At 64.7% G+C, this 12,613-nt stretch carries 10 protein-coding genes and 1 tRNA gene; 2 read left to right on the top strand and 9 right to left on the bottom strand.

Features of this window, described 5'->3' with window-relative positions; translation table 11 throughout:
- Positions 1 to 28 precede the first annotated feature (28 nt).
- Complete coding sequence (locus tag Pla108_RS09860) at positions 29 to 550, top strand: hypothetical protein (RefSeq protein ID WP_146444759.1); 522 nt, start codon at positions 29 to 31, stop codon at positions 548 to 550.
- A gap of 34 nt (positions 551 to 584) precedes the next feature.
- On the opposite strand, the gene Pla108_RS09855 is transcribed toward Pla108_RS09860, so the two are convergent.
- The 6 genes from Pla108_RS09855 to Pla108_RS09830 all read right to left on the bottom strand — a co-directional run bounded on the left by Pla108_RS09855 (position 585) and on the right by Pla108_RS09830 (position 6,522).
- Entirely contained in the window at positions 585 to 2,219 is a 1,635-nt protein-coding gene (locus tag Pla108_RS09855) for an ABC transporter permease (RefSeq protein WP_146444758.1), read from the bottom strand.
- Positions 2,216 to 3,241 carry an ABC transporter ATP-binding protein gene (locus tag Pla108_RS09850; protein WP_146444757.1) on the bottom strand — a complete coding sequence of 342 codons (1,026 nt, stop codon included), beginning with the start codon at positions 3,239 to 3,241 and terminating at the stop codon, positions 2,216 to 2,218. Before Pla108_RS09850 ends, Pla108_RS09855 begins: the two co-directional genes overlap by 4 nt.
- Before the next feature lies 1 nt (position 3,242).
- Positions 3,243 to 5,480, bottom strand: coding sequence for a hypothetical protein (locus Pla108_RS09845; protein ID WP_146444756.1), 2,238 nt, complete (start codon positions 5,478 to 5,480; stop codon positions 3,243 to 3,245).
- A complete protein-coding gene (locus Pla108_RS09840; RefSeq protein WP_146444755.1) occupies positions 5,477 to 5,695 on the bottom strand; it encodes a hypothetical protein in 219 nt (72 codons plus the stop codon). Before Pla108_RS09840 ends, Pla108_RS09845 begins: the two co-directional genes overlap by 4 nt.
- 10 nt (positions 5,696 to 5,705) lie before the next feature.
- Positions 5,706 to 6,086, bottom strand: coding sequence for a DUF7670 domain-containing protein (locus Pla108_RS09835; RefSeq protein ID WP_146444754.1), 381 nt, complete (start codon positions 6,084 to 6,086; stop codon positions 5,706 to 5,708).
- A gap of 115 nt (positions 6,087 to 6,201) precedes the next feature.
- A complete protein-coding gene (locus Pla108_RS09830; protein ID WP_146444753.1) occupies positions 6,202 to 6,522 on the bottom strand; it encodes a hypothetical protein in 321 nt (106 codons plus the stop codon).
- A gap of 373 nt (positions 6,523 to 6,895) precedes the next feature.
- Between Pla108_RS09830 and Pla108_RS09825 the strand changes: the two genes are divergently transcribed.
- Positions 6,896 to 6,977, top strand: a tRNA-Ser gene (locus Pla108_RS09825).
- An 83-nt stretch (positions 6,978 to 7,060) separates the two neighbouring features.
- Here Pla108_RS09825 and Pla108_RS09820 read toward each other — a convergent pair.
- The 3 genes from Pla108_RS09820 to Pla108_RS09810 all read right to left on the bottom strand — a co-directional run bounded on the left by Pla108_RS09820 (position 7,061) and on the right by Pla108_RS09810 (position 12,479).
- The gene (locus tag Pla108_RS09820) at positions 7,061 to 8,731 is read right to left on the bottom strand and encodes a hypothetical protein (RefSeq protein WP_146444752.1); all 1,671 of its coding nucleotides are present in this window, start codon (positions 8,729 to 8,731) and stop codon (positions 7,061 to 7,063) included.
- A 73-nt stretch (positions 8,732 to 8,804) separates the two neighbouring features.
- Positions 8,805 to 11,207: a family 43 glycosylhydrolase gene (locus tag Pla108_RS20960; RefSeq protein ID WP_197526445.1), complete on the bottom strand. Its 2,403-nt coding sequence runs from the start codon at positions 11,205 to 11,207 to the stop codon at positions 8,805 to 8,807.
- A 384-nt stretch (positions 11,208 to 11,591) separates the two neighbouring features.
- Complete coding sequence (locus Pla108_RS09810; RefSeq protein ID WP_146444751.1) at positions 11,592 to 12,479, bottom strand: all3515 family Zur-repressed PEP-CTERM protein; 888 nt, start codon at positions 12,477 to 12,479, stop codon at positions 11,592 to 11,594.
- Between the last annotated feature and the right edge of the window lie 134 nt (positions 12,480 to 12,613).

Below are 12,613 nucleotides of genomic sequence, written 5' to 3'. Positions count from 1 at the left end.
GTTTGGGGCGGACCCTTCCGGATTTTCGATGTTCTCCCAACGCAGCTGCAACGTGACTTTCGTCCGACCCGCCGCCCTCAGCGTCACGCTGCTCGCCCTGCTGGCGAGCGGCTGCGGGGAGGGTGTCGATACGGTTGGGAACTCACCGGCGCCGTTGAACCCGATCGAGGCGGCCGCCGCGAACGCCGAAGCGGTGACCGAGGCAGCTGAAGACGCCGCCAAGCAACCGGCCGACACGGCCAAGAAGTCGCCAACGCCGCCGCCCGTTGCGGTTGCCTATACGCCGCCGTTCCCGGAACGGACCAACCTCTTCGAGCCCCGCAAGCTGGCGCCGCGCGCCGCTCGCAATTCGGGCGACGAGTCGGCCGACAGCGTCGTCTTGATGGGTTTCGCGAACCTCGATGAGCCACGGGCCCTATTGACGATCAATGGCGTCATTAAGCCGCTCTCAAGCGGCGAGGAATCGGCCGGTGTCACCGTCATCTCGATCGACCCCCCGCGCGCCGTGCTGCAACGGGGGCGGAGTCGCTGGACCGCGTCGATCGAGTAGTGTCGATCGAGTAGTGTCGATCGAGTAGTAAACTCTACCGGCTCGCTTCGGTTGCGGGCTCGGGTCGGTCGCCCCACGGGTTGGTGACACGCGACTCCGGTTCAGGCTGCAGCTCGCGGTCGTCTTCCAAAACTCGTTTCGGGATGGCGACCCGCATCTGTCGGGCCTCGTAGCCCGCCATGGCGAGGTTCACCAAGAAGACCGCCATGGCCACCGCGCCGACGGCAATGAGCAGCGTGATCTCGACGTCGGATGGCAATTCACCATTGAGCACGCGGGGCACATTCCACGACGGGCTTGAGGCGGTGATAGCCAACCAATCGGCGACACGGACCCGCTCGCTCAATGTCCGAATTACAAACGGCAGCCCCGATCCGAATAGCGCGAAGAGCACTTGGATCAGAAAGCCCCCGAGCGTCGACATATCTGTTACGCGGCGCAAGCCATCGACCGCAAGGCGTCCCAGTCCCAGGTAGGCGGCGAAGTAGCTCACCAAGAGGAACGTCGCCTTGGCGGTTTGCGCGGGAGCAAAGTTGCCGGGGATCGCGGTGGAGTAAACGGCGATGACCACCATCAAGGCGAGGGTCGCGACGTTACAGACGGCAAAGACATAGCCCGATCCGCTCCCCGGACTGAACCAACTCCTCACGGCCCGTCCGAGGAGACTCGTCGGCAGCGAGCGGCGGACGCGCAGACTCAGCAGGGGCGCTTCGCCCGACATCAAAGCGCCGGCCGCAAACCAATAGACCGCCGCGACGACCAGCGCGACGAAGACGCCATCGTAGGGCGCCCCTGCGGCGACGGCGCCCCCGATCCAGGCGACAAAAAACGCCTGCTGAATAAAGGCGGCCTTACGAAGCCCCGTCGAGCGGTTGGCGGCGGTAAAGGTGGTCAACGAGATCGCGGCGGTGTAGACCACGCCGAACGACGTCGCATAGAGACAGAGCAGCGCGAGGTGGAGCCACCAGTTCTCTTCGCTATGCAGCCAGCGGCTCTCCCACCCGCGGACCGCGGCGGCCGCCGCGAGGAGGCCTGAGTAGGCGAGGAAGAGCAATCCGGCGAAGCCGACTGACATCACCACCTGGGCGTACTTCTGCCGTGTCGCGGCGGCGATAACGAGCCCGACCGCAGAGAGGCCGATCGAAGCGAGCACCGCATACGCCAGCAACAGGCCAATCGTCGTCAGGTCAACGCCGCGCAACAAGTAAGTGAAAGCGATGCATGGCGCGAGGGCCGAAAGATAGATGACGATCTGCAGCAGAGCGCTGCCGAGTTTGCCATTGATCACCTGGCGGGGCGACAGGCTCGAGACTTCGAGCAGATCGCGGGTGTTGTCCTCGTGCTCACTCGATAGCGACCGGTAGGCTGAGAACGGCGTCACGACGACCAGCGGCAACGCCAAGATCACGTAATAAACATAGAGCAAATAGCCGCCCGCCGAGACGTAGTAGATGCTGGGCCCGACCATCGCGATGGCGCCGATCGTGGTGACCCAGCAGCCAATCAGCAGTAGAACGAACCACAGCGTGAACTGCCGACTCTTCAGCGACTGACGCGTCTCTTTGACGAGGATCGGGTTGAGACGGTCGCCGGCCGACTCGAGCCAGCGATTCAGCCGGCCCGGCTGGGCGGCGTCCGCCATCTCGTTCTGCGGGGGCAAGGTCGTCATTGCACACGCCCCTTCGTCACGTGGAGGAAGACATCCTCAAGCGACTTGCCGCGCGAAGTGAACTCGGTCACGCCGAAGCCGGCGCCGATCAGCTCGGCCAGCAGTCCGGCCAGCGTTGCGTCACGCTGGGGTTGTTCCGTGACGAGGTGGAACGTGACCCCTTCCTTAGTTGCGACGACGGTCTTGACGTGGGCGTGCCGCGATAGCCAGGGAATCACTGCCGTTTGATCATGCGACGCCCGATCGTTGGTGACGCGGAGTCGGACGGTGATCTCTTCTTCCACGCAGCCGCTGATCTCATCGACGGTGCCGACGGCGATCAGCTGCCCGCGCTCAATGATCGCGACGCGGTCGCATATCTCCGCGAGTTCCGTGAGGATGTGCGAGCTGATCAGGATCGCTTTCCCCGCTTCGGCGAGGCGTGAGATCATTTCGCGCAACTCAATACGCGCGCGGGGATCGAGTCCGGCAGCGGGCTCATCCAGGACCATCACCGAGGGGTCGTGAATCATCGTCCGGCCCAGGCAGAGCCGTTGCTTCATTCCTTTCGAGAGCCCATCGATCGGCTTTCGCGCGAGTTCGTCGAGCCCGGTGAAGTCCATCGTCGACTCGATCGCACGGCGACGCTCGGTCCCCCGTAGCCCGTACGCGCGGGCGAAGAAATCGAGGTACTCCCAGACGTTGACGTTCTGGTACGCGCCGAAATAGTCCGGCATGAAGCCGAGTCGCGAGCGGACGCGGTCGGGATCGTCAATCACGCTAAAGCCATCGACCGAGGCGTCGCCGGATGACGGCTCATCGAGGGTCGAGAGGATTCGCATGCTGGTGGTCTTGCCGGCGCCGTTCGGGCCGATGTAGCCGAACACCTCGCCCTTCTCGACGATAAACGACACGTCGTTGACGGCGTGCGTCGAACCGAACCAGCGATGGACGTGGCGGAGCTCGATCGGGGGCCCCGACGACGCCTTGGGCGTCCGCAGCGGGCGGCCCGAGGCCGCGGTGACGGTGGCGTTGGTCGTCATCTCACCACCTCCCCACGACGATATGGAAACTGCCTAGCTCATCGACCGAGTCCCATCCAAGGGGCGTCTCGACCGCCCGGGTGGTGACCGCGACATAGCTCTGCGGCGGCACATCGAGGCTGCGCCCGCCGTCGATGCCTGTCAGGGCGTCGATCACACGGTTCGCCAGGTTGTCGCCAACGGCGGATGCGGGCAACGTCCGTTGCATGCGCCGGATGTCGCGCGACGCGCCGAGCCGCTCGAGGGTGTCCTCGACCGCTTTGCCGGCGCCGGCCGGCGACGTCGGAATATTCGAAATCGCCAGTGTGCGAAACGACTGCATGGCGTCGAGCCGCTCAACCGGTTCAAGATTGGCGGTGGCTCCCTCCGTGACCGCGACGGCGCGTAGCCAGCCCCCCTCGCTGTCGCGGACGACGATCAGATCAATCGGCGCTCCGAGCCGGTTCGCGATTCGAACGTTACTCCCCTGCCCCGTCAGCTCGACTCTCGCCGGCGACGTGCGACACCGCACCAACAGATGCTGGACGGTCGTCCGGGGGGGCGCCCAACCACTGCCGAGCACCTGCTGATCTCCCACCCACCGGAGGGTCCGCGCCGCCTCTCGCTCGGCAAAGGCCGACTCCCAAATCGGTTCCAGCGGGTAGATCGCCGTGTCGGCGGGGAGGGTCATTGGTTCGTCGGGCAGGGTCGCGGCGTAGTGCGACACCCGGCTCCAACTGGCCGCCTCCCCCGTCGTTTGATCGAGGAGCGTAATGCTCCGGACCCGCGCTTTGACTCCGAATCCGTCGGCTACCGCCGCGTAGGCGACCAAGCCGAGCGTCGCAACGCACGCGTAGAGCGGCGTCGTCAAAACCAGCAGGTGCAGCTGTTGCCGCCGCCACAGAAGCCAGTAGTTCAGCGGGCCAATGGCGAGAACGAACAACGTTATCAGAATCTGAAATTCGTTGACCGGCGCCACGCCGACGCCCGGTATCAGCAAGTTGCCGAAATCTGCGCTTGCGCCATCCGGCTCGACACCGTGTCGCGCGCTCCAGCGGTACGATTCCCAGCTCGCCATGACTTGCCGCGACGGGCCCCGTCTTAGCGCATCGGGCACGTCGAACGGTAACTGATCGAACGCGACGATACGGCCGAAGCCGGCTTCGCGTTGGGCGCACCACCCGCGCGTATCGGTGGGGCGTTGTTGGTTGATGAGCGACCGGATGCGGTCGATCGGAGGACCGAACCCCTCGATCTGGTCATCGAAGGTCACTTGCGAATACCCCCACCCCGGCGCCTCCTCGATCGGGGTGGTTCCCCCGCGGCGTTCGCGGACATTGGGCGTCTGCGTTTCACCCTGCGACGCGACTTCCGCCGTCTCCTCGGCTTGTGTCGTGGGCGGTGGCGTCTCCTTCTCGGAAGGCGCTTCATCGGTGGTCGTGAACCGCCAACGCTCTAAGCGCAGCAGTTCGTTGATCTCGCGGTAGTTCTGAGCGGTTCCTCCGGTGTTCTCTACCCAGACCATCCCTCCGGCGAGAAGCCACCGTCGCAGGGCCGTCACCTGCGACTCGGGGCGCTCGGCAAAACGGCGGAGTGTCGGCAGATCGACCGTGATGACTTCCGCTGACGCGTAGTCGATCCAAGAGTCGAGCGACTCCGAGGTGAGCCGTTCCATCAGAAACCGGCCGCGCTGTCCGACCGTGATCTGTTCGGTCGAGCGTTCGGACGCCAGGCCGGTCGTGGACTTCCCCGCCGAACGCGTCGGCCGCAACAGCCGGAACATCGACTCGCGGGCGGTGGTGGGCAGTGGCATGGCGGTCTTCATGTCGGTCGACAGCGCTGGATCGACTTCGCCGTCGACCCGCACGGTCCACCAATGCAGCGCCCAATCGCTGATCGAAGGGCACCGCACCACCATCTCGACCGAGTCGGCGCCGCCGGGCAACAGCACTTCGTCCTGTACCGTCAGGTCCGTGTCGCCCGGGCGGCCCGAATCGGAAAACTTCAGCTCGACGGCCAGCAGCCGATCAACCGCCGCGGGCGTGGCGGTGTCGAACCGCACCCGCACGGGCCGGTACCCGCCGGCGTCGAGCCAGCGGCTGTCGAGCTCAATATTGAGTCCGTGACGCGGAGAGAAAGCCGGCGACCCATTCCGGGCGGGCGGCAACTCGACGACGCCGCCCGAGGTCGCCGCGGCCGGGGCCGTGATGATTAGTTGCGTAAAGGCGAAGAGCAAGCCGACGCGGCCAAGTCCTGTCATCGACGCGGCTCCCGGCCGCCGGAGCGGCTCAAGGCGAGCGACAGGGCAAACGCGATCGCCTGTAGCGTGAAGGACAAGGCAACCGACCCCAACGCGACGGTCACGCCAATCGCCCAGGGTGCGCCAAGCACCGCCTCACGGATGACGATCGCCACGACCGACCCGACGGTCAATCCAAGGAGGCCGGTACGGAGGGTGAAGCGGGGTAGAAGCATCCCCCGATTGTTACCGCTCTTGCCCAGACAGCAAGCGAAGGGTCGGATCGACCCGGGCGAGGCTCCAGGATGTCACCGCCAAGAAACCCGGTCCGAAGAGCATCGGCAGCGAAACGCCATGGGGAAAATCGCCCACCGCGGCGAAGTGGAGGGCGTAAAACGCTGCCATGCCAGTGAGGGTCAAGAGGCCTCCCGCCAGCTCCCATCGCCAGATCGCCGCCAGGCCGACGAAGGCGGTAGCCAAGCAGACCAACAGCCCCATCTCGTGGGGCGAGGCGGCCGACAGATCGGGCGGCCCGTTGCTGAGAACCTCGGCGGCAACGAACAACAGCGGTGGCAGGCCGAGCAGCCGGGCCGCCCAGCGCAGCACGCCACGTGATTCTGTGACCATGAGTTAGGCCCTTCAGAGGGGCAAGCGTGCGGCTTGCCAATCAGCCGCACGCTCCTCTCACCCCATTCTAGGCCTCGCGGCAGCCAGGCGAAACACGGCACCCGGTCGCGATCAGTCAACCATCGACAGGCGTCACGTCGGTTGGCGCCTGGGTCTTCTTGCGAATCCGCTTCCGCTTCGGGGGCGGTGCGCTCCACTCCTTGGTGAGCGTCTCGAACACCTCGGGCGATTCGTAGCGGACGATCCCTTTGCCGTCGGGCATGGGGCCGATCAGGCCGCGGAAGACGGGGAGACCTCGCAGGGACAGGTCGGTCGAGCAGTCGTCGATCCCGATCTGCGAGTGCATCTTGAGGATCGCTTCGGTGTGGGGGTAATCCTTGCTACGGATCTCTCCGCCAGCGCCGCGGGTAACGATGCGGATGGTGGGCGTCGGCATGGGGGCCTCTCCCGGGGTCGGGGTGGATTGGTGGCTCGATTGGCTGCGGAGCCCTCCATCCTGGCCTGGTCCGTCGCAGCAGCGTGGAGGTGCGCCGGGGGCCGTCCTTCGGCCGCCCAACTGGCTCACCTCCTCTCGATTCCAGCATCGGCGTCGGCGCCAGCACCGCGTGAATCGGGCGGGGGATCCCCGTGCGGCGGGCAGAGTCGTCAGAACCGGGCCGTCGCGGAACCACTTCCGAGGCCCGCTTGCGCCGGTTAGAGGGATGGCGCGGGCTCGAAGGCCCGGGCCGTCGCTTGTCAGCCAAGCGTCCGACAGTTAATTTACGGATCTGCGTGAGCGACCGCCGGCCAGCCCGGCAAACCGCTCCCCCGGAGGGTAAGCGAATGGCTAGCAGACTGATTCGAAATCAGTTGCCGGGTAACCGGTTGAGGGTTCGAGTCCCTTGCCCTCCGCTTTTGTAAATCGTTGCTTCGCAACGGATTGCCGATTGTCTACCGAGAGGCGGACTTGTCGGCGCCGGTTTATCGGCAAGGGCTCATCCGCGCCGTCGGGGGCGAAAGCCGCGGTGGAGCCCCGCGGTGAGCAGCAGAAAGACCGACATCGGCTCGGGAACGTTGATTGCAGCCGCTTGCGATGACATCACGTCACGCCAGACGGTGTAGTCGGCGGCGTTCACGACGCTGTCGCCGTTGCCATCCGCCAAGAGGTTGGTTGTCGATCCATAGGCGTCACGCCAGAGGTCGTAGTCGGCGGAGTCGACCAACCCGTCGCGGTTGTAGTCCCCTTCTTGAACGGTGAGGAGGACCTCGAAGACGCGGTTTGTCGCGGCCGACAGGGCCGCGGGGTCGCTACGGACGTGCGGGGCGTTTGCGGCGATGCCGCCGAAGACGTAACCGACCACCGTGTCGCCGAACGGCAGGGCGTCGAAGTCGATGACGCCGTTTTCGAAGGTTGCGATGCCGGGCGCCAGGAAAAACTCGGCGTTGGCGCCGAAGCGGACCTCATTCCCCTCGGTGTCGGTGATCAGCGGGTAGCTGCCCAAGTAGTGCTGCGTGTAGTCGCCCGACGAGTCGATCCGCACAGCGGTCAAGTCGTTCGCGAACGGGAAGTTGTCGTCTTGGAGAAAGGAATCGGTATCGGCGTCGTAGTACTGGAGCGTGATTCCGCCGAGCAGGAGTTCGTTCATCTCGCCGCGTGACGACGAGTAAAGGCCGAGCTTTGCGGCGTGGTAGTTGCCTGCCGCCTGCTTGAAAGTCGTGGGGCTAGTCGGATCAGCCATCGACGGGACGCCGCTCGCGTCGATCTCGACCGGCACGGTCCAGGCGCCGAACGACTCGGTGAAAACGCCCGAGAGGACGGTGAGCCCTTCTTCGACGCCACCGACGCCATCGGGGCGGAGCACCGGGATGATGTTCAGGTCACGCCGCCGGTAGGCGTCCTCGGGCGTCGTGGAAGAGGGGTTTGCGAACGAGAGCGTCGATCCATCGTCAACGATGTCGAAACTCCGAATCTGCTTGGTGTAGGTGCCCGTCTTGCCGGGATTGTAACCGCCTTCAAAGCTCTGGCCGAAGACGAGGTGCATCCGACCTTCCATCTCGTACATGGCGCCGCCGGTGACCTTGAAAAGAGGGTCACTCACTTGGCGGAGATGATCCACCGCTTGTCCCGACCCGGTGACGACCCAATCGACGAGCCCGTCGAGGTCGAGCGCCGAAAGGGTATCGAACGTCGTGAAGCCGCCGGTGTTGCGGGCGCCGTAGCCGCCAGTCAGGTAGAGCCGATCACCGATCTGGGTGAATTGGTTATTGGCGTTGCTCAACGAGTCGATCTGCGCGGCGGTTAGGCCGGCCGATGGGTCGTCGAGCGACCGGCTCCACGAGGCGCCGTTGACCGGGTCGATGACCCAGATGTCGCGATTCTGGTACTCGACCGGGAAGTTCGTCGAGCCGCTGTTCTCGAATCCGTGCAACCCATTCGTGCGGCCCGACATCAGCACCCATTTGCCGTCGTACTCCGCGGCGGCGTAGGAATGCAGCGTCGGGAGCGACGCGGCGCCGAAACTCGTCTCGCGCAGCTCCAATTGGTACGGCAAGGTGGCGCCGATTGTGATTGGCGACAGATCGGCGGTTTGGTGCTGCCCGCGCGCCGTGGCGCCCAGCGCCAGCAGCAGACAGGCGCCGATGGCGGCTGTATTTCGAAAAGTCATGCTGATAAGAGATTTGCTTGAAGGTTGCCTCTTCCAACACGTCCTCACGGAGGGGACGTGTCGTGACCCTAGTCTAGTCAGCGACGCCCGAACGGGTCGTCTTTGCGTCAGAAAGTCTGCTGTCAGGAGGGGTCAATCGAATTCGCGTCGGCTTATCGCGGTCGCACGAGATTGTCCCCCCCCGCTCTGTTAACTCGACCACCTGGATTAAGCTGCGACGCTGCTCGGGGCCGTCGTCGGACGCTTGGCTTCCCCGTCGGCCGGGGTGGGTGAAGTAGAAAAGGTAAGCGCGGTCGTTTTCGACAACGACATCGGGGTGGCCCCCTTTGACCCGGTCTCCGTCGCCCCGCCCCGGATCACGCAGGAGGTTCTCGGGCTGCCGACGCCACGACTGGAGGTCGTCCGATCGATAGACCGCCAGACCGTCCCAAACATCCGTGACCATCCAGTAGGCGTCTCGCCAGCGAAAAACCTTCGGGCCCTCTCCCGACTGGTCGCCAACCGCTTCGCCGTGATCGGTCCAGTTGAAGAGGTCCTCGCTGTCGGCGTAGTAGATCGATTTCCGGTCCCGTTCGTTGTTGTACCAAAGCCGATAGCCGCCGTCGGGGAGCGGATAGACGCAGGCGTCGATAACCCTGTCCGACGCCAAATCGAGAGGGCCCTGCGACCGCCAGTTCTGGAGGTCGTCGCTCGTCAGATGGACGATTCGGCGCGGGTGCCCCCAGTCGTTGAAGACACCGGGCACGACGGTGAGGAAGAGGTGATGCTTGCCGCCGAAGGTCACGACTTCTGGCGCCCAGAAGGTCGCTTCGCCATTGACGCCAGGCCCCTCGGCGCGGAGGTCGCCGACACGTGTCCAAGTCGCCCCGCCATCGTCCGACTCGGCGATCCCGATCGGTGTGCCATGGACCCAGGAGACGCCCGGCAGGTCGGGCTGGTTGGCGCGGCGGTTGGTGAAGTACATCCACCACCGCTCGCGGTGCGGGTTCCAGACAACAACCGGGTCGGCGGCGCCGTCGAAAACCGGATCGGTGTAGAGCGGCTTCGCGGCGATTGTCCCGAGCTCGGCGCTGGCGGCCCGATCGCCCGTCACCAGGAAAAGACGAGACCCGTGCGGCGGAGCCGGCGATGCGAGATCGCCCTTGGCGACGTGGAACTCCTCGCCGGTCCAGAGATCACGGACCTCCAGCGGAGCCGACAGATCGAACAGTGCTGGATCGAGACGCTGCGGGAACGATTCGTCCGCCGTGTCGTTCAGATTGAAGACCGCCACGTACTTGCCGCCAGGGGCGACATTGTCGGGGGCGTCGGAGGACCAAACGATTCGGTTCGCGGTCCGGAGCAACTGCCGGGCGTTGCTTCCGCGCTGATTCACCTTGAGGACATCGCTGTTGGAAATCAACGCAATCGTCGCGGGATCGCTCGTTGGGAGGTCGCCACCAAACATCAGCGGAGACTGGGCGATACACCACGCGGTCATCAGCGTCCGCTGCTCATCGGACGAGAAACGGGTGCTACGCTCCCCTCCCCTCTCGCCGCGGATCGCGAGCCGGCCGAGGGGCAGCATGTCGCCGTCGGGCCAATGACCGGGGCTGCGATACGGCGTCCAAAGATGGAGCTGCCGGAACTGGCGTTCGAGAGCGCCCCATTCGTCCCAGAAGTCGTTCGAGACTCGCCACAGGTCGGCGTGCGAAGCGATATGGTCGGCATGCGCAAGGGGCGTCGGACCGGGCGAGGTGCTCAGGACGATCGGCCGCCCGCAGCGTTCGATCGCCGTTTGCAGCATCTCGATTTCGTCGCGGTAGTAGTTCGGTTCGCCGGGACTCGCGTAGGGGTTGTTCAGGTCATCGACCTTGACGAAGTCGACGCCCCATGACGCATAGAGCCGGAACATCGAGTCGAAGTAAGCCTGGCTCGCTTCGGACTTGCGGACGCCCCGCATGTCTCGCAGCCAAACCGCGCCTTCATCGGTGAGCGGCACGTCGAGCGTGGTGAACGCGCTGGTTTCGATCGGGTAGCCGGCCTCGGGAGCCCCCCAACGGGGTTCGACCGCTGCGCGAGGCATGCCCCGCATCAGATGGATGCCGAACTTTAGGCCGAGCGAATGAACGTCGTCGGCCAACGGCTCGAAGCCCGCGCCGCCTTCCGACGACGGGAAGCGATTCGGGGCCGGGACGAGCCGCCCGTGATCGTCGAGCGTGAACTGGGGGTCGGTCTGGTTGTACGGCCGGGTCGAAGGGTTTTGCACCGTCCAGCGGATATCGACAACGACGTACTCCCACCCCTTGTCCGCGAGGTGCTCCGCCATGAACTCGGCGTTGCGACGGACTTCCTCTTCAGTCACCGACGAGCCGTAGCAATCCCAGCTATTCCACCCCATCGGCGGCGTCGGCGCGAGGGGGCGTTCCTGGCCCGCCGCCGGGAGGGCGGCCGCGACCAGTAGGGCGGCGACACCCAATTGGACTTGAGAAAGCATGTGATCGGCGATGACAAGTATTGAAGAGCCGATGAGTCGAGCGACTCTCGATCATAGTGAGAGTTCCGTTGGAAATCGACTTCGGGTTTAGTTTTCGCCATAAGTTCTCGCACCAATGACGCCGTCGTCCTGTCAACGTCGGCCTGCTCTGCGGGGATGAATGAAAGACTCAACAGCCCGCGCCACGGTTAGCGGGTCGAGACAGGTCGGACGGGAGAGACGGCACACGTCGTCCTTGCAGAGCGGCGGCTCCTTCCCGGGCACGATTATCGGTCCCCGGCCGCCAATTTGCGAACGCAAGGCAATCCGGGCGCGGAACCAAAAAAGGGGCGGCGTACCGGCGGCCAGTCAGCCGCCGGTACGCCGCAGACGAGTCACACAAAGTTAGCGACGCCAAACGCCAAAGCTCGCCAGCGCGACCAATCCGAGCAACGCCGCTCCCGGCTCAGGGACGGCGATAAAGCTAAAAGTGAACTCCGCCGAATCTCCGAACCTCGGGGTGAGGCTCAGGTCCTGCAGGACGAAGGTGGCTTCGTACTTGGAACCCGATGCGACCGTGGCGTCCACCGCGAAGACCGGGTTAAACGTCCAGTCGGCGCCGGAGCCGATCGTGAGCACATCGTTAACGCCGCTAAACAGCTGCGTGCCCGATTCGTCCTCGATCAGAAGTCCGGGGCTGATCGCCACCAGCTTCATCCCAACCGTGACATCAGCGACCGACTGCTTGTAGGCGCCGTTGCTGGCGTTGAGCAGGTAGTGCCCCGGATGCTGGGCGAACTCTCCATCGGGATCCGGCCGACCATCGTATTGGAAGAGCTCATCAATCGGAGCGATGGTGAGGTTGCCGTATTCTTCCTCGACGACGTCCTCCGGCAAGGCAACCGGGCCGAGACCCGACACGAGCTTGCCCGCGAACGGACCCGAGCCCGGCAGTAAAGCCAGGCCGTCGTCGGCTTGGTAAGGCTCAGGAACACGGTTGTTGCCGCTAAAACCAGGTGACGGGTTGAGAGGGTCGCCGGAGTAGGAGTACGCGCCGATCGAATGGAAGTGGTTGTTCAACGCGTTTTCGCTGAACGTGTGCGACAGCAGGAATGTCAGCCGCTGAAAGTTGGGGTTGGCAAGCCCGGTGTAGGTCCCGTAGCCAACGAATTCAGCGTTGTCGTAGCCGACATGGTAAGTGGTGATCCCGGGTTCAGGGCCGGCCTGCGCGGCAGGCGTCGCAGCCAGTACGCCTGCGGTTAGCAAGGCAATGAAAGCTATGTCGTGTCTCATCAAATCGTCTCTTGGTGTAAGTACGGAAGTAGATTGGTAATAGAAACGTCCCTCGAGGCGCGTAGCCCGAGCGGCGGGGCGATACGGTGCTTCAGCACCAGCGATCGCCTTCGATTCAGTGGTTCAGAACCCGC

The sequence above is a fragment of the Botrimarina colliarenosi genome, from assembly GCF_007859955.1.
GTDB lineage: Bacteria > Planctomycetota > Planctomycetia > Pirellulales > Lacipirellulaceae > Botrimarina > Botrimarina colliarenosi.
The sequence above is the reverse complement of the archived record's forward strand: the minus strand, read 5'-3'. Positions and strand labels throughout refer to the sequence as shown.